Below are 16,293 nucleotides of genomic sequence, written 5' to 3'. Positions count from 1 at the left end.
ATAGTTACAACGCTGCCGAAGCGGCTATCGCGGCTAAACCCAGGACGACCAGCAGCGCCGTTACGCGCTTGCCCAGCTTCCGGTTGAGGCTCGACGTATACCAGCCGCGAAATTGCAGCCAATTCCGGTACAGCACGTAGAACAGCATAAGATTGCCGCTTGCCCGTGTAACCGCCGCTTCTCCGCTAAGCTCCAGCTTCTGGAACAGATGTCGTTCCACGGCTGCCGCGAGATACAACCAGAGCGCCGCCACAACGCAAATTCTCAGCAATTCGAGGACAATGGCCCTTCCTTGATGCATGTCACCACTAGCCTTTCCTGTCACTGTCTTGGCCGCCGTTCCGTTCGGCAGCCCGCCGCAGATCGCGTTCCATCGCTTCCTTCGCCCGGTTGCGCGGCGGAAGACGGTGAAGAACCTCCGCTAATTGAAACACGATCACAAGCAATAACACGATACTGACGAGCATGAAAATCATCATCGCAAGCCCCTCCGCCCATTAAGCCAAGCTGTCCCGGACAAACCGGACAAGCTCCCGCTTCTCTTCGTCGGGAAGCCATTCCACCAGGCGGGCGGCGGCTAACGGAACGAACCATTCTTCGATATCCGCCCTATTCAGGCCGGACTGGCGCAAATAATGCCCGGTATACGCGTCGAGCAGCCGCTGACGCATCCGATTGATCAAGGCGACGACATCGGCCGGCGTCTCGGGCGGCATGGAGCCGAAGCGAAGCAGCAGCATCGTCCGCGCCGCGTCCGCGGCCGGATGCCCGCTCGTCCCGGTCATCCAGTCGATGATCCAGGCGCGCGAATCCGACACGAGCACATTGTCGGGATGGAAGTCGCCATGGCATAGCTTGGCGTCCTCGGGCAGCCGGGCCATCCGCTCGGCGATCGCGCGCTTCTCCTGCTCCGTCAGCAGCGGAGCCTCGCGGATGCGTCCTGCAAGAATGCCGCGCTGCGACGGGATGGCTGGCGCATCCAGACGATGGACGCCGGCATGCAGCGCCGCCATTTGCGCACCCGCCTCGTCCGCGGACAGCGCGCCGTGCATGATCGCCTGCAGCATGGAGCGGCCGGCGATCCGCTGGAACACGATCCCTTGCCGGCCCTCGATTTCAATGCGCGCGACGGCTTCCGGCGTTGCGATGCCGGCTTCATGCACGCATTCGCATATGCGGTACTCGTCTTCGGCTAACGCGGACGGAATGCCCTCCCGGAACAGCTTCAGGACCCGGGCATCGCCGTATGCATACACTTCCGCCGTTTGACCGTAAGCAATGACGGGCAACGATAGCACCAAGACTCACTTCCTGTCATCGTAAGTTATCTATCCTATGTAAGTCGTTCATGACGGCTGGCTGCAGCTGCCGGAACGGGCCTTATAACGAGATGGCCATCTGGATCGTGATGATTTTGCCTCTCGCTCCGTACGCGGCAATTCTCATGTCGTACGGCTTGAAGCCGCACTTATGATAGAACGCCAACCCGCGCGCGTTGGATTGATGACATGACAATTGCAGGCGCCGTACGCCCAATTCCGTCTTCGCCAGCCGTTTCATCGCTTCGATCAGCGCTGCCGCTGCGCCCGTGCCGCGATAAGAAGGGGCGATGATCACATTCCCGAGCCAGCAGCTCTCGCTTGTCCGGTCGTACAGATTCGCATAGCCCGCTGCGCTGCCGTCCGACGAATCGACGATGACGGTCGGCGCATGGCGATCCTGAAGCAGCCGCGCGATTTGCTCGGCGGTCAACGGGTACAGGAAGCGCGGGCTCACATAGAACAGTTCGTCCTCCGATTGCGGAAAGGACGCGATCGTGGCAAGATCCTCCTCCGCCAACGGCCGATGCTTGAACATGACTACGCCTCCTCCAGATACGCCTGAACCGCGGCGGCGTCCCACACTTGAACCTCGATGTACCGTTCGGGGCCAAGCGCCCCTTCCGGATTCCATTGCTGCGGCAGGCCGTGCTGCGCGATCACCGCGACGATCTCTTCCTTGGTATACACCTGACGGCGATACGGGCGGCCATCCGCGACGCGCATCGTCGGGAACAGGTCGCCGTACGTGAAGCTGAGCGCCTCCGCCGCGAAATCGTCCCAATCGATCGTGATGACGCCCGGGTTCACATACCAGGTTTCCAGCCACGGACACGCTCCGAGCGTCATGTAGTGCGGGTAATCGCTCGAAGGCCGGCCGCCTTTGCCCGCGAAGATCGACCGCGCCCGCAGCTCCAGTTCCCGCCGGATGGCGAGATAATCGGCGCTGCGCTTGCCGGCGAATGACCGGCCCTCCTCGCGAAGCCGAGCCGCGATGCGCTCCGCGTCTTCGTCGGCAAGCGCGGACAAGTTGCGGAACGGCCCGGCGGATCGCTCGAAATAATGGTAGAGCAGAATACGTTCCGTCGGCTCGCTCATTCAGCTCATCGCTCCTTTGCCGCCTCTACCGTATCGGTCGAATCGGTTTCTCCAGCGCGTACAGCTCGTCTTCGATCTGGGCCGACTTGTCCTGCATCAGCCTGCGGGCGTCCGCGATCGCTTGATTGTACGCGTACGGCGCCAGCTCCTTCAGCATGAAATCGATCAGCGACTCCGCGCTGATCGAACCGATCGTTTCGGAGCGTTCCTCCTCGAAATACGTTTGAACGCTGCGAATGAGCGCATCTTTTTGCTCTTTGGGCATTTTGACCGGAATGATCATCAGAGGCCTCCTTCGACATCTCAGTTATGGACCGTATCGTTACGGGCTGCTTGCACCCTGGACGCTGGGCTCGGCAAGGTTCGGATAACTTCTCAGCGCCTGTGCCAGATACGACGACCTTGCCGGTTCATCGACCTCCAGCGAAGCGTCGATCGGAACGGCATGATGCGCCTGCAGCTTCCCCTGCTCGTAGATGCAGCGATGATCGTAACAGGCCGGATCGTCAAGAATCGATGCCAAGCATGCCTTCACGTTCGCGGCAATGCCCATATTCGCCGGATCAAGCAGCCAGGCCGTTTCCTTCCAATCCAATATCCCTTCTTCGGTTTTGACCGGCGTATCATAGGCGCGGCTCTCGTCCGCCTCGGCCATGTACGCGTACATGCCGCCGTATTTCGCTCCGTCGATCCGCCAGGTCACCAGGCCTTTGAACCGCAGCGCGTCCGTCTTCATGCCGGTTTCCTCGCGAAGCTCCCGCAGCATGGACGCGCGCGGCGTTTCGCCCGGCTCAAGCTTGCCGCCGATGCCGTTCCAGCACCCCATCCAGCTCGCCCGCTCCCGGTTCAGCATCAGAATTTGACTGCCGCGCCGGATAAAGCAAATCGTATACGCGATCATTCCCACCGCCTCCCATCCTATGATTCTATTATAGCGGCTTACAGGAAATTGGAAAATACAAGACCCGTCGATAATCGTCGGCAATCGTCGCCATCTCCCCTATTCCGTCCGCCGCTCTTTGCCCGACCGCTTCCACAGCCGATTGCCGACATAGACGGACAGCAGAAAACCCGCATAGACGCCGGCAGCGGCAAGCAGCGCGTTCCGGTCGCCGGCGATCTGGCCGCCAATGAACGCAAACACGAGCATACCCGGTATTTTGCCAAGGAGCGACGCCATGGCGTAGACCGGGAACGGTATGTTCACCGCGGCGGCGTACGCGTTCACGGCAAGCTGCGGGACGACGGGCAGGAGCCTTGCAAGGAGTATGGAGCGGAAAGGCCGCCGCTCCACGAGCGCCGTCCATCGTTCCGTCACCGCGAATCGGCGAAGAAGCGTTCTCGCCCGATCCTGAAGCACGTAACGGAACAAGGCATACATGATGAGCGCGGCCAACCAGGCGCCGGTCAAGCTGATCAGCGCCCCCGTCAGCGGACCGAATAAGTAGCCCATCGCGCCGATGACGACGCCGAACGGGATTATTGGCACGCAGGCAAGGCCGGTCACGAGCAGCAGCAGCAGAGCCGGCGATACGCCGCCCGAGCGGATCCAGTCAAGCAACTCGGACCTGCTGCCCCAGACGGCGATCAGGAGGACGAGGTATGCCGGAAGAAGCGTCCACCGCTTGCCGGCGGAAGCGAGCAGGCGCTTGCGCTTCGATTGTGCAGGATGACGTTCTTGTTCCATCTTCAGCCTCGTAGTTGGTTCGACATGAAAGGCAAAGCATCGTTCGAATTGAAATGATGTATCGGCCTCCGGGACCGGACGGGGGGCGCGTCATCTTTCATTATAGCGTTCATGCGCATGCAGAGGAACCTGTCTTCTGACCGATTCGGCGGTTTTCTGCCGCCGCATTCCGCCGATATGTCCCGACTGAACATCAACGGGACGAAGCGCTTTATTGCCCGCTTCGTCCCGCTGTCTGCCTTCCGTCGTGCGCTTATCGCTTTTCGCTGTCTTCTCGCTTCCCCGCTATGTATATGCAACCGGAAGCTAACCCGGCAGCACCCTACAGCTTCTTGCGCATGTTGACATGCGGAATGCCCGCGTCCAGGAACGGCTCGCCGGGCTCCGTCTCGTAGCCGAGCTTATGGTAGAACCCTTCCGCCGTGCACTGCGCGCCAAGCACCGACGCCGTGCAGCCTTCCGCCTTCGCGTTCGCTTCCATCGCTTCAAGCAGCTTCCTGCCGACGCCCGTTCCCCGATAAGGCTGCAGCACGGCGATGCGCTGCATTTTGGCCACGCCCGGCTCGTATACCTTCCAACGGCCGGTCGCAACCGCCCTGCCGTTGTCCGTCGCCAGGAAATGATGGCACGAGGCCGGCGTCTCGTCGTATTCGTCCCGCTCTTCTTCCGCAGGCACGTTCTGCTCGCCGACGAAAACCGCATATCGGATGCCGATCGCCTCCTCCAGCATCTCCGTCGTCGTAATTCGTTCGCATTTCAATTCCACTGCCATGACCTCTTTCTTAATGCAAGTATGATTTCAGCCGCAAGCATGCCTTGCCTTTAGTGGGTTTGCACATCCGCCGACTTCGGCGCCGTATCGTAATAGCCCTCGATCGGACCTTGCAGGAACGGTCCCGCGCTGCCGAGCGCGAACAGATGCAGCTCGTGCATGGCCCGGGTGCACACCGTATAGAACAGCTTCCGGTCGCTCTCCTGTCCGTAGCCCGAATGCGAGCCCGATGCATCATAGACGAGCACGGCGTCGAACTCTACGCCTTTCGCCAGATAGGACGGAATGACCGCGATGCCCGGCTCGAACGAGGATGTCTCCGACTCCACCAACCGGATCGCCGGTACGCCATGCAGCGCCTCGTAGACAAGCAGGCTTTGGGCGGCGGTCTTGCAAATAACCGCGATCGTGCGGTTGCCTTCCGCCGCGAGCGCGTCCAATCGTTCGCGGATCAGCGCATGCAGACCGTCGCGGTTCCCGGCCACGCTCAGCTTCGGCCGCAAGCCGTCCCGATTGAACGGCTGGATCTCTTCGCCGCCCGGGATGAGCATGCTCGTAAATTCGACGATCGGACGCGTGGAACGGTAGCTCTGCTTCAGCACGATCGTCTCCGTCTCCGCTTCCTTGTGCAAAGCCGCAAGCGCCTTGAACCCGGTGCTCTCCTCGGCCCCCGCATGCGCCTGAATGGACTGGTTCAAATCGCCGAGCGCCGTGAACCGGCCGAACGGAAACAGCCGCTGCAAGTACGCGAACTGAAAGGCGGTGTAGTCCTGCGCTTCGTCGATCAGCACGTGGCGCACGGACGTATTCGTTTGAAATCCGCGGATCCGTTCGACGACATACAGGAACGGCGTCGCGTCCTCATAGGCCATTTTCTTGACCAGCAGCCGGTCGATCGTATCCTTGCAAATGCACTCCCATGATTCCGGCAGCTCGATTCCGGCATGGGCGGCCGCCCGCGCGGCGATTTCCGAGCTTAGGAAGAGCCGCAGAAACGTAGAGCGGATATCGACGAACGTCAGCTTCTTGATCCGGCTGCGAACCGGCTTTACCGCTTCCATGACGACGTACTGGCCGAGCAGCTCCCGCTCCCGGTCGAAATCGTCGAACGAATCGGCCTTGAGCTTCCGGTTCTGGCGCTTCAGCGTTTGATGCGCGCGCAGATACGTTTCTTTGTCCAGCAAATCCACGGCCTGATCGACCCAATCTTCCTGCTGCGCGGCCTTCTGCCGTGCTTTCAATAGTCCGAGCAGCCATTCCGCCGTCAGGCGCATCCGGTTCGGAACGGCAATCGACCGGTCCAGTCCGTAGAAATACGCGCCGATGTCCTCGCCCGTCGCCAGCACCTCGTCCTTGAAGCGCACGTCCCGGAAAATAATGCCCGCGCCGCCGAGCACGCCCAGATAGCCGTCGATCAGCCGCACGAACCCTGTCGTCGCTTTGTAGCGGATGCCGGACATTCTCGCTTCGTAGCCGTGCTCCTTCTCCGCTCTGAGCGCGTATTCCAGCTGCGCGTACGGATTCTCCAGCTTGAACGAATGGCCGAGCCGCGCGGCCAGGTAATCCTGAAACGTCGTCTGCTGCATGTTCTCTTCGCCCAGCTCCGGCAGCACCGTCGAGACGTAGCTGTTGAACATCGGATTCGGCGAGAACAGGACGATCTGATCCGCGCTCAGCGACCCGCGGAACCGGTAGAGCAAGTACGCCACGCGCTGCAGCGCGGCGGATGTTTTGCCGCTGCCCGCGGCGCCCTGCACGAGCAGCAGACGGCTGCGCTCGTTGCGAATGATGCGGTTCTGCTCCCGCTGAATCGTGCCTACGATGCTGCGCATTTGAGCGTCCGACTGCCGGCCGAGCACTTCCTGCAGCAGCTCGTCGCCGATCGTCACGCCGGTATCGAAGAGGCTGACGATCTCGCCGTCGCGGATGACGAACTGCCGCTTCAGCAGCAGCTCGCCGCGTATTTGGCCCGCCGGCGTCGTCAGCTGCGCAGGACCGGGCGGGTAGTCATAATACAAACTGGCGATCGGCGCCCGCCAATCGTAGATCAAATCCTGTTCGCTTCCCTGCGCGCGGAACGACGCAATGCCGAGATACACTTGGTCGGCGGTCGGCTCCCCGTTCTCCAGGAAGTCGATGCGGCCGAAATATGGCGACGATTTCAGCTTCCGCAGCGTCCGCAGCTGTCTGGAGGCATGGAGATGCGTACGCTCCCGTTCGGACAGCACCTCCGCCTGCTGCTTCAGACTGGCGAACGATTCGGCCATTTCCACGGCATCCTCGAAGTTGACGGTGACGTCGTCCCAGAAATTTTTGCGAATATCGACCATTTCGGAGTGCGTGCCGGACGTTTGCTCCTCCAACGTCTCCATGCGCCGGTCGACCTGCAGGACGACCTCGTCCACGCGCGCCTGCTCGGCCTGCCATTCGGGTTGCTTGTCGCTCATCTGAACCACCCTTTCCCCTTATCCTCGCTCGAAAATCGTTATGTATACATACGACTCCCCTCCATCCCGCGTGCATGCGCGCCGGGACCGAAGGGGAGCGGGAAATCGCCTATTTGCTCTTGCTTTGCTAGTTGCTTGTCGCTATGCGTTCACTTTCTCGCGCCCGAATACTTTCGCCGCCTGCTTGGCTTCCTCGATCGCTTTCGCTTTGATGGCATCGGCCTGCGCCGGCGCCGCATTATGGCCTTCGACGAAAATGCCCTTGAAGTCCGTTATGCCGAAGAACGCCATGATCGCCGACAGATGGCGGTGGCCGCATTCCATTCCGGCGGCCGGACCTTCTGAATATATACCGCCGCGCGCCTGAATATGAATCGCCGATTTATTCGGCAGCAGCCCGACGGGACCTTCCTGCGTGTATTTGAACGTTTTGCCTGCCACGCAGATAGCGTCGATGTAAGCTTTCATGATCGGCGGGTAAGAGAAGTTCCACATCGGCGTAACGAACACGTACTTGTCCCCGGCGACGAATTCGTCGACGAGCTCTCCCAGGCGGCTTACCTTCTTCTGCTCCTCGGACGACAGATCGCCGAACTGGCCGCCGCCTCGCAGCTTGCCCCAGCCGCTGAACACATCGGCGTCGATATGGGGAATATTCATGTTGTACAAGTCCAAGTGCTTGATTTCATCCTGCGGGTGAGATTCTCGGTAAGCATCGAGAAAGGCTTGTCCCGCCGCCATGCTGAACGACGATTGATGATCATGCGGATGCGCTGTAATATACAATAATTTCGCCATGGTAAGTGCGATCCCTGCCTTTGCGTTATTATGACTGGCACGCTCCATAGGTTGTTCCGCCGCGAAAGGTATCATGTAACGGGAAAGCGCATGTCAAAACGGTTATTGCTGGTCGGCCAAGCGGATTATAACGTCAGTGCAATATAACGGCAGCAAACGCTGCAGGCAACGGCGAGCTAAAGGCACCTGGATCCGAACCGATAACAGAACGTAAAGACCAACATCGGAAAGCAAATGCAAATCGCTGCATGCAGTCCCCTGTATGAACGCAAACTAAGGTTGGGTCTCGCTCGCGCCGGAGAGGCGCCAAGCAAGGATACCGGCATCGTCAGTCCGCCGACTTCGTCTTCATGTTATAGCATAGTCTAGGACGTAATACCAGCGCCGGCCAGCAAATCGACGAAATGCGCGGCTGCGGGAGGAAGCGCCTCGTCCGCCCGCGTAAACAGCAGTATGGGGTTGCGCTGTTCGACGCCTTCGACCTGCAGCCGAACAAGCTCGCCCCGCCCGACCGCCGCGCTCGCCTCCATCGACGAAACGAAGGTAACGCCGAGCCCGGAGGCCGCCGCGTGGAGCGATTCGTGGACGCCGCTCACTTGAAGAGCGGCCGCCGGCGGCGGCGCGCCGTTAATGCGGCATAGGGACAATAGCTGCTCCCTTGCCGCGCTACCGGGCTCGCGCACGACGAATGGTTCGTTCATGAGGGCGAGGAACGGCACGCGCTTGCCTGCGAGCGCATGGCCGCGCGCCGCGACGAACCAGAGCTCGTCCTCGATCAGCAGCCGGCGCATCAAGCCCGGCTGCTCGGGCACGCCGCCGCCGACGATGGCCGCATCGGCTTCATAGCGCAGCAGCGCCTGCAAGGCGCCGTCCGCATTAACCGTCCGCATGGCGATCGCCACCCTCGGATAAGCGGCGCGATAGGACGCGAGCCGGACCGGAAGCAGGAAATTCGCCGGCAGCGAAGTGGCCGCAAGCCGCAGCTCGCCGGCTTCGCCCGAGACGTATCCTCCCATGTCGCGCTTGATTGCTTCTTGCAGCGAGAACAGCCGCGCGGCATGCGCCGCCAGCCGTTCTCCCGCTTCCGTAAGCAGAATGCCCCTTCCCTTCGGCGCCAGCAGCGTAACCCCGAGCTCGGCGGCCATATTCCGGACATGAGCCGTCACGGCCGGCTGGCTGATCCGCAGCGCCTCGGCCGCCTTCGTCACGCTTCCGGTCGCCGCCACATGATGAAACACGATCAATCCGTATAAATTCATCCTCGCAACTTCCTCCGCTCGCGCCGGCCGCCGTCATGGCTGTATCGTCGTCGGGCGCGTCCCACTCATAATAATTTATTATACAATATCAAAAAATTAATATTGGTATTATTAAAGATTTTTATTTATTGTAGTTGCAAGAGGGGCCCCTCACAAGCGAACAAACATTAAAAAACGGCTAAAGCCGAGAGGTACGCATGCACGCTGCCTGCCAAGCGCATGCTGCTTGTTTGCCGTACCCCGGCTTAACCGTTGTTCAGGAGGATGGGTTCTATGGAAGCAGCATGTATAGCGTGCGGCGCGGTTGTCCCGCTCGACGCGAAGCCGATGCGGTATGCTTGCCGCTGCGGCGGATTGCTGGAAATCAGACATCGATTCGAGGCCGTGGATGCGGAGCGGCTGAAGGATACGTTCCGGCGCCGGCTCGGCGAGCGGCATACCGCTGGCGCCGGCGGGGTCTGGCGGTACAAGGAGTTAATTGCGCCAGAGCTGCCGGATTCGTTCATCGTAACGAGGAACGAGGGCAATACCGGTCTATATGCTCCCGAATGCGTACGCGAATTCGCCGGCGTCAGACGGCTGTGGCTGAAGGCGCAAAGCGAGAATCCAAGCGGATCGTTCAAGGATAACGGCATGACGGCCGCCGTCTCCCATGGCTTAAGCCTCGGTTACAAGCGATTCGCCTGTACATCGACAGGCAACACCTCATCCTCGCTCTCGATGTATGCCGCAGCGGCCGGCGTTCAAGCGCATGTGCTCGTGCCGGACGAGGGCGTCTCATTGAACAAGGTGCTGCAGACGCTCGCTTACGGCGCGCAGGTCGCCGCGTTCCCCGGCACGTACGACGACGGCATTCGCTGGCTGGATGAACATGCGGAGGAGAACGGCATGCATATCTGCAATTCGATCAATCCGCTGCGCATCGAGGGCCAGAAGAGCATCGTCTTCGAGCTCGCCCAGGACTTGGATTGGACGCTGCCGGATTGGATCGTCCTGCCCGGCGGCGCGCTCAGCAACGCTTCGGCGCTCGGCAAGGGACTTCGCGAGCTGCATGCGCTCGGATTCATCGCCGCCATGCCCCGCGTCGCCGTCGTGCAGGCCGAAGGCGCCAGTCCGTTCCACCGGATGGTCGCCGCCTCGTCCGATACGCTGATCCCGGAGCCTTCGCCGCGAACCGCGGCGAGCGCGCTCAATATCGGGCATCCGCCCAGCTGGCGTAAGGCGCTGGATACGGTTCATCGGACGAATGGCGTAACGGTTGCCGTCAGCGATGCGGAAATCATGGCGGCCAAAGCATGCGTCGACCGCAGCGGCATCGGCTGCGAGCCCGCTTCGGCCGCGGCGGCGGCGGGACTGCGCAAGCTCGTGCTCGCCGGCACGATTCATCGCGACGAGACCGCGGCATGCATCTTGACCGGCAGCTTGCTCAAGGACACGGACGCGATTCGCGGCTACCATCTGGACGGCGCGTTCGCGGAGGCGCCTTGGCGCAACGGGATTCGCCGCATTCGGCTGGACGAAATAACAGCCGCCGGCTTCATGCAATAGGTGCCGCATACCGCCGGTCATTTCCGGACGGGCCGGTCTTCCTCGCTATTGCTCCTGCTTCATCGGCAAGTTCGGCAGCGTGATCGTGAATGTCGTTCCGACGCCGAGCTTGCTGCTCGCGGTTACGGTGCCGCCGTGCAGGTCGACGATGACCTTCACGATGGACAGCCCAAGCCCGCTTCCGCTTCCTTTCTCGCGGCGGCTCCGCGACTTATCCGCCTTGAAGAACCGTTCGAAGATATGCGGCAGATCCTCCTCGGCGATCCCGATGCCGTTGTCCGATATGCAGACGACGGCGCCGTCCGCGGCCGGCTTCAATTCCACCGACACCGTCCCGCCTTCGCCCGTGAACTTCAAGCTGTTCGTCAGCAGGTTCATCCACACCTGGGACAGCAGCTCCTCGTCGCCGTTCAACAGGACGCGCTCGTCAAGGTTGACGTCCATCAGTATGTTTTTCTCCGTCCAAATCGGCTCGCAGGCAAGAATCATGGCGCGCACCTGCTGGTCCAGCCGGAACGGCTTCGGATGCAGCTTCTGCTGATCCGCTTCCAGCGTCGTCAGCTTCATGAGATTGTCGCTCAGCTTGGACAGCCGCACGCTCTCGGCTTCGATGATGCCGGCATAATGATGGCGCTGCTGGTCGTCAAGCCCCTCCTGCTGGAGCGCCCGCGCGAATCCGCGGATCGACGTGAGCGGCGATTGGATTTCATGCGACACGTTGGAGATGAACGCTTGCCGCATTTGTTCCAGCTGGCTCAGCTCCGCGGCCATGTCGTTGATGCTCGTCGCGAGTTCGCCGTAATGCCCCGGCATCTGTTCGGCTTTGTCGATCATGACCGTGAAATCGCCCTTCGACATTCTGCGGATGGCCGAAATATAGACGTAGATGCCGCCGCGTTCCCGCCACGGCCGGCCGATCACCAGCATAAGGATGAACATGAGCAGGAAGCCGCAGAACACGATCATCACCTGGTGCCAGAAGTTCTGGTACAAGCCGGGCGCCTTCGCTTCCAGGAATAATCCGTACCGTTCGCCTCCGACCGTGACGGGCACGCCCGCAACCGCCGTTCCTTGGGAGAACGGGTATTTCCGATAGACATGCTTGACTTCGGACCCGGACATGACGCGCTGCCAGTCCTCGGGCTTGATTTGGCTCGCTTGCTTGGAACTGTCGGCTTCGGACGCGTTAAAGATACTGGTGCTGTTCTCCTTGCCGTAGGTGATCGTGTAATTATGCGAATCCGCGAATGCGACGAGCATCGGCACAAATCCGGCCGCGTTCGTTTTGCCGTCGGCGGCTGCCGCGATCGAATGGCCGTCCCGCAGCAGCTGCTCCGTTACCGCCGCATGCCCATGCTTCTCGTTCACGACGCCGATGACCGTGAACGCCACGGAGAAGCAGAAGTAGGTCAGCACGTTCATCATGAGAATGCCGGCGATGATTTTGAGCGTCTGCATGAGTGGCGTCGGCTTCTTGGAAGGGGACTTGCTGCGCTTCCGGCCGCGTCCGGCCTTCAATGTTTCATCGTCCGCCGACCGCCTCTGGAACGGCTTGTTTTGAAGCGGCCTGTTCTTGAGCGGCCGATTCTTGAATGGCTTATTCTTGACCGGTCTATTCTTGAATGCTTTATTCTTGAATGGTTCATTCTCAAGCGGCATGTTGCCGAATGGCCGATTCTCGGGCGGCCGATCGTTCGGCGGCTTGTTCGGATCAGGCTTGTTTCGCTCCTCCACGCGTCAAACCTCCAATCGGTAGCCGAGACCGCGGATCGTCTGGATGCGGAACCGGCTCCGATCCTCGGGAAACTTCTCGCGCAGCCGCTTGATATGCACGTCGACGGTACGCTCGTCTCCTTCGTAATCGAACCCCCACAGCTGCTCGATCAGCTGCTCGCGCGAGAAGGTTTTGCCCGGGTAGCTCGCCAGCTTGAAGAGCAGCTCGAATTCCTTCATCGGCAGCGTCATCGCTTCGCCGTCCAGCGTTACCGCGTACGTCTCCTTACTCAGCTGCACGCCGCCGACCTGGACGCTTTGCGACGTCGCGATCCGGTATCGCTTGAGCAGGGCGCGCACCCGGGCGACAAGCTCCAGCGGCTCGAACGGCTTGACGAGGTAATCGTCCGCCCCCAGCTCGAACCCTTTGATTTTCTGGCTCGTCTCGCCTTTGGCCGTCAACATGAGCACCGGCAGCTCCGTGTCGCGCCGCAGCTCCCGGCACAGCTCCCAGCCGTCCATGTTCGGCATCATCACGTCGAGGATGACGAGCTGCACCTGCGTCTGCTCGAGCGCTTCAAGCGCATCCTCGCCATCCTCCGCCTCCACGATGTCGAAGCCTTCGCGCGTTAGAAACAGCCGCACCAGCTCGCGAATATGGGGATCGTCGTCCACGACCAGAATTTTCGTTACTGCCATCGTCTCCACCTCAAGTCGATTGTCCCGCTTCCGCGAGTCTTGTTGACAACACTGTAGACCGGTTGCATGAACGGAATATGAACAACCGGCAGACTCTCCATGACACGGGTCTACACGTGAAGCACTGTGCCCGCGGCTCCCGGACGAACGTCCGCAAGCAGGCGCAGCGTCTCGGCGGCGACGTGCTCGGGCGTCCGCAGCCTTCCCTGCTCATGACTTTCCCTGAAGAAATTTTGCAGCGGAAAATCCGCCTTATCCCGGTTTCTTGCGGTGGCCTGCATCCGCGTTTCGGCCATGCCGGGATCCAGCGCATACGCCAGTATCGGATGCGGCCGTTCCCGCTGTTCGTCGGCGATGCAGCGCGTCAGCATGTTCAGCGCCGCTTTGCTGCTGCAGTACGGGCTCATGGCCGGCGCGGAATGAATCGCGAGTCCCGACGTCACGTTCACGATCCGCTTCGCGATCGGCAGCTGCTGCGTATGCCGGATGAAAGCGCCGCATAGCGTCATCGGCGCGATCAGCGAAGCATGCATATGCAGCGACATATCCGCCGCGCCAAGCGATTCGACCGGGCCCAGCGGTTCGAGCATCGCGGCGTTGTTAATCAGCAGCAGCTCGCCGCCGCCGGCAGCCGACAATTCGCGGAACAACCGGTCGGCCATGGCTTCGGTCCGGGCGGCGTCCGACAAATCGCAGGCGATGGCCGAATAGCCCGTATGGCCGGATAATTTGCCGGAATCGGAACGCGAAATCCCGTATACCCGATAGTTCCGGGCGAGCAGCGCGGCGGCCAGCGCTTCGCCGATCCCCCGGGATGCGCCGGTTACGACGGCCGTTCTGCGATTCGCATGATCAGCAGACATCGATTGACCTCCTCGTCTCAGCGCGTGTCGGGCAGGCGCCGTTCGTATCCTTCATTCGTATCCATATATTGTAACACATCGGATCATGCGTGCGATGCCGGCTTCGCGGCGTACCGCGTTATGCTGGCAATTACGCGCCCGATCCCTCTTATCGACGCTGCTGCTCCAACCGCTTCGCTTCTTCATCGATCCGACTCGCGTCGATCCGCTCGAACAACAGCGACAGCCCTTCGATTCTTCTGCCTGCCGGTACGTAAGCCGATTCCCAAGCCGGCCGGTCAAGCGACAGAAAGCTGCCGATCCGCTCGCAGGCGAACGGGACGAACGGATGCAGCAGACGGGACAGATTGACGATCAGCTGCGTGCACGCGTGGAGCGTTCTGCCGCTTGCGGCTTTGTCGAGCTTGATCTGCGCCCATGGCTGCTGCTCGTCATAATACTTGTTGGCGCTTCGGACGAATTCGAAGATCAGCTCGAGCGCCTCCTTCAGCCGTCCCTGTTCGATCAAGCTCCCCGAGGATTCGTAGAGCGAACTGACCGCTGTCCTCCATTCCTCGCTCAATTCGCCTTCGGGCACGATGCCGTCGAACGACTTGTCGATGAAAGCGAGCGTCCGGTTGACGAAATTGCCGAACGCCCCGAGCAGCTCGCCGTTATGGCTGTGAATGAACGCCCGCCACGAGAAATCCGTATCCCGCTTCTCGGGTCCGTTCGCGATCAGGAAGTAGCGGATGGAATCGGGCTGGTAGCGGCTGAGCACATCGGGAACCCAGACGGCCCAATTGTTGCTCGTCGAGAACTTCCTGCCTTCCAGCGTCATGTATTCGCTCGAGACGATCCGGTCCGGCAGATGAAGTCCGCCCGCGCCGATCAGCAATGCGGGCCAGACGAGCGTATGGTACGGAATGTTGTCTTTGCCATGCACGTAATACGCCGTGATGTCGCCCTGTCCGTCCAGCCAGAACGGTTCCCAACGGCTGCCCGTTTGGGCGCTCCACTGCTTGCTTGCCGACAAGTAGCCGCTGACCGCCTCGATCCAGACATAGATTTTCTTGTCCTCGAAGCCCTGAAGCGGCACATCGACGCCCCAGTCCAGATCGCGCGTCACGGCCCGATCCTGGAGGCCTTCCTCGAGGTAGCGCTTCGTCAGCTGGACCGCGTTATCCTTCCAGTCCTTCGCATGCGACGCGGCATAGCCGGCCAAAGCCGTCTGGAACCGGCTTAGCGCCAAATAATAATGCTCCGTTGCCCGCTCGACGGGCGGGCTGCCGCACAGCTTGCAGCTTCTGTCCGTCAGATCGGAAGGGTCGAGCAGCGTCGAACATGCGTCGCACTGGTCGCCCCGCGCGCGGCTCCCGCATACCGGACAAGTCCCTTCGACATACCGGTCGGGCAGAAATCGCTTATCCGTCTCGCAATACGCCTGCAGGCTCGTTCTCGCATACAACCAGCCGTTCTCCAGCAGGTCCAGAAACAACTGCCGGACGACGCCGTGGTGGAACCGCTGATCCGTTCGCGTATACAAGTCGTACGTGAATCCGAGCTGCTCGAAGCACGCGGCGAACTCCGCATGGTAGCGGCCGGCGATGTCGCCCGGCTCGACGCCTTCCAGCGCCGCCTGAACGGCGACCGGCGTTCCATGGCAGTCGCTCCCCGAGACGTATAATACCTCTTCGCCTTTCAGACGGAAATACCGCGCCAACACATCGCCGGGCAGCAGGCTTGCAAGCCGTCCGAGATGGAGCGAACCGTTCGCGTACGGCCAAGCGCCGCCGATCAAAATCGTCATTTTCGTTTGCCTCCTTCTTAAACTTCGCGTCGTCTGCCGACTTCGGCCTAATGGAATGATGGAATGCGGTCAGGCTTGCGCACAGCTACGCGCGAACGCAAAAAAGCCCTCATCCCTTAGGGACGAGAGCTGTGCTCGCGCGGTACCACCCAATGTTCGATCATGCCTCGCGGCATGCTCCTCTTCAGGTACGGCACGCCAATCATGGCGCGGTTATACCCTAGCACGGTAACGGGTGCGGGACCCGGCGCAGCCTACGGCCGCAAGCGGCTTCGATGCGCAGCTCGGAGACCATGTTCGC

The 16,293-nt window shown here is 61.0% G+C and carries 17 protein-coding genes; 1 reads left to right on the top strand and 16 read right to left on the bottom strand.

Features of this window, described 5'->3' with window-relative positions; translation table 11 throughout:
• Positions 1 to 4 precede the first annotated feature (4 nt).
• The 12 genes from GXP70_RS13195 to GXP70_RS13140 all read right to left on the bottom strand — a co-directional run bounded on the left by GXP70_RS13195 (position 5) and on the right by GXP70_RS13140 (position 9,380).
• Positions 5 to 301: a hypothetical protein gene (locus tag GXP70_RS13195; RefSeq protein ID WP_162357247.1), complete on the bottom strand. Its 297-nt coding sequence runs from the start codon at positions 299 to 301 to the stop codon at positions 5 to 7.
• A gap of 7 nt (positions 302 to 308) precedes the next feature.
• Positions 309 to 479, bottom strand: a complete 171-nt coding sequence (locus GXP70_RS13190; protein ID WP_162357246.1) for a hypothetical protein — start codon at positions 477 to 479, stop codon at positions 309 to 311.
• 18 nt (positions 480 to 497) lie between these two features.
• Positions 498 to 1,298: a phosphotransferase family protein gene (locus tag GXP70_RS13185; protein ID WP_225442854.1), complete on the bottom strand. Its 801-nt coding sequence runs from the start codon at positions 1,296 to 1,298 to the stop codon at positions 498 to 500.
• A gap of 82 nt (positions 1,299 to 1,380) precedes the next feature.
• Entirely contained in the window at positions 1,381 to 1,857 is a 477-nt protein-coding gene (locus GXP70_RS13180; RefSeq protein WP_162357244.1) for a GNAT family N-acetyltransferase, read from the bottom strand.
• 2 nt (positions 1,858 to 1,859) lie between these two features.
• Positions 1,860 to 2,417 carry a hypothetical protein gene (locus GXP70_RS13175; RefSeq protein ID WP_162357243.1) on the bottom strand — a complete coding sequence of 186 codons (558 nt, stop codon included), beginning with the start codon at positions 2,415 to 2,417 and terminating at the stop codon, positions 1,860 to 1,862.
• A gap of 25 nt (positions 2,418 to 2,442) precedes the next feature.
• Positions 2,443 to 2,697 (bottom strand): DUF2164 domain-containing protein, encoded by a 255-nt coding sequence (locus GXP70_RS13170; protein ID WP_162360458.1) that lies wholly within the window; start codon positions 2,695 to 2,697, stop codon positions 2,443 to 2,445.
• Between the two features lie 42 nt (positions 2,698 to 2,739).
• Complete coding sequence (locus GXP70_RS13165; RefSeq protein WP_162357242.1) at positions 2,740 to 3,318, bottom strand: NUDIX hydrolase; 579 nt, start codon at positions 3,316 to 3,318, stop codon at positions 2,740 to 2,742.
• Positions 3,319 to 3,417: 99 nt separating this feature from the next.
• On the bottom strand, positions 3,418 to 4,104 hold the full coding sequence (locus GXP70_RS13160) for a TVP38/TMEM64 family protein (protein ID WP_162357241.1): 687 nt from the start codon (positions 4,102 to 4,104) through the stop codon (positions 3,418 to 3,420).
• A gap of 322 nt (positions 4,105 to 4,426) precedes the next feature.
• A complete protein-coding gene (locus GXP70_RS13155) occupies positions 4,427 to 4,876 on the bottom strand; it encodes a GNAT family N-acetyltransferase (protein ID WP_162357240.1) in 450 nt (149 codons plus the stop codon).
• Positions 4,877 to 4,926: 50 nt separating this feature from the next.
• Positions 4,927 to 7,323, bottom strand: coding sequence for an RNA polymerase recycling motor HelD (helD, locus tag GXP70_RS13150; protein ID WP_162357239.1), 2,397 nt, complete (start codon positions 7,321 to 7,323; stop codon positions 4,927 to 4,929).
• A gap of 141 nt (positions 7,324 to 7,464) precedes the next feature.
• Complete coding sequence (locus GXP70_RS13145) at positions 7,465 to 8,121, bottom strand: FMN-dependent NADH-azoreductase (RefSeq protein ID WP_162357238.1); 657 nt, start codon at positions 8,119 to 8,121, stop codon at positions 7,465 to 7,467.
• A 365-nt stretch (positions 8,122 to 8,486) separates the two neighbouring features.
• Positions 8,487 to 9,380: a LysR family transcriptional regulator gene (locus GXP70_RS13140; protein WP_162357237.1), complete on the bottom strand. Its 894-nt coding sequence runs from the start codon at positions 9,378 to 9,380 to the stop codon at positions 8,487 to 8,489.
• A 273-nt stretch (positions 9,381 to 9,653) separates the two neighbouring features.
• Here GXP70_RS13140 and thrC point away from each other — a divergent pair, with 273 nt between their 5' ends.
• Positions 9,654 to 10,928 (top strand): threonine synthase, encoded by a 1,275-nt coding sequence (thrC, locus tag GXP70_RS13135; protein WP_162357236.1) that lies wholly within the window; start codon positions 9,654 to 9,656, stop codon positions 10,926 to 10,928.
• A gap of 45 nt (positions 10,929 to 10,973) precedes the next feature.
• Here the strand turns inward: thrC and GXP70_RS13130 are convergent, their stop codons facing one another.
• The 4 genes from GXP70_RS13130 to metG form a co-directional block, all read right to left on the bottom strand.
• On the bottom strand, positions 10,974 to 12,662 hold the full coding sequence (locus GXP70_RS13130) for a HAMP domain-containing sensor histidine kinase (RefSeq protein WP_162357235.1): 1,689 nt from the start codon (positions 12,660 to 12,662) through the stop codon (positions 10,974 to 10,976).
• A gap of 3 nt (positions 12,663 to 12,665) precedes the next feature.
• Positions 12,666 to 13,340, bottom strand: coding sequence for a response regulator transcription factor (locus GXP70_RS13125; protein ID WP_162357234.1), 675 nt, complete (start codon positions 13,338 to 13,340; stop codon positions 12,666 to 12,668).
• Positions 13,341 to 13,450: 110 nt separating this feature from the next.
• The gene (locus GXP70_RS13120; protein WP_162357233.1) at positions 13,451 to 14,203 is read right to left on the bottom strand and encodes an SDR family NAD(P)-dependent oxidoreductase; all 753 of its coding nucleotides are present in this window, start codon (positions 14,201 to 14,203) and stop codon (positions 13,451 to 13,453) included.
• Positions 14,204 to 14,351: 148 nt separating this feature from the next.
• On the bottom strand, positions 14,352 to 15,992 hold the full coding sequence (gene metG, locus GXP70_RS13115; protein WP_162357232.1) for a methionine--tRNA ligase: 1,641 nt from the start codon (positions 15,990 to 15,992) through the stop codon (positions 14,352 to 14,354).
• Between the last annotated feature and the right edge of the window lie 301 nt (positions 15,993 to 16,293).

Origin of the sequence: Paenibacillus lycopersici (genome assembly GCF_010119935.1) — a bacterium.
Lineage (GTDB): Bacteria > Bacillota > Bacilli > Paenibacillales > Paenibacillaceae > Paenibacillus_Z > Paenibacillus_Z lycopersici.
This window is presented reverse-complemented; position numbering and strand designations above follow the sequence as displayed.

Coding starts and splice junctions, on each gene's coding strand:
- GXP70_RS13195 (WP_162357247.1), bottom strand. CDS start 301: ATGCATCAAGGAAGGGCCATTGTCCTCGAATTGCTGAGAATTTGCGTT.
- GXP70_RS13190 (WP_162357246.1), bottom strand. CDS start 479: ATGATGATTTTCATGCTCGTCAGTATCGTGTTATTGCTTGTGATCGTG.
- GXP70_RS13180 (WP_162357244.1), bottom strand. CDS start 1,857: ATGTTCAAGCATCGGCCGTTGGCGGAGGAGGATCTTGCCACGATCGCG.
- GXP70_RS13175 (WP_162357243.1), bottom strand. CDS start 2,417: ATGAGCGAGCCGACGGAACGTATTCTGCTCTACCATTATTTCGAGCGA.
- GXP70_RS13165 (WP_162357242.1), bottom strand. CDS start 3,318: ATGATCGCGTATACGATTTGCTTTATCCGGCGCGGCAGTCAAATTCTG.
- GXP70_RS13160 (WP_162357241.1), bottom strand. CDS start 4,104: ATGGAACAAGAACGTCATCCTGCACAATCGAAGCGCAAGCGCCTGCTC.
- GXP70_RS13155 (WP_162357240.1), bottom strand. CDS start 4,876: ATGGCAGTGGAATTGAAATGCGAACGAATTACGACGACGGAGATGCTG.
- helD (WP_162357239.1), bottom strand. CDS start 7,323: ATGAGCGACAAGCAACCCGAATGGCAGGCCGAGCAGGCGCGCGTGGAC.
- GXP70_RS13145 (WP_162357238.1), bottom strand. CDS start 8,121: ATGGCGAAATTATTGTATATTACAGCGCATCCGCATGATCATCAATCG.
- GXP70_RS13140 (WP_162357237.1), bottom strand. CDS start 9,380: ATGAATTTATACGGATTGATCGTGTTTCATCATGTGGCGGCGACCGGA.
- thrC (WP_162357236.1), top strand. CDS start 9,654: ATGGAAGCAGCATGTATAGCGTGCGGCGCGGTTGTCCCGCTCGACGCG.
- GXP70_RS13125 (WP_162357234.1), bottom strand. CDS start 13,340: ATGGCAGTAACGAAAATTCTGGTCGTGGACGACGATCCCCATATTCGC.
- GXP70_RS13120 (WP_162357233.1), bottom strand. CDS start 14,203: ATGTCTGCTGATCATGCGAATCGCAGAACGGCCGTCGTAACCGGCGCA.
- metG (WP_162357232.1), bottom strand. CDS start 15,992: ATGACGATTTTGATCGGCGGCGCTTGGCCGTACGCGAACGGTTCGCTC.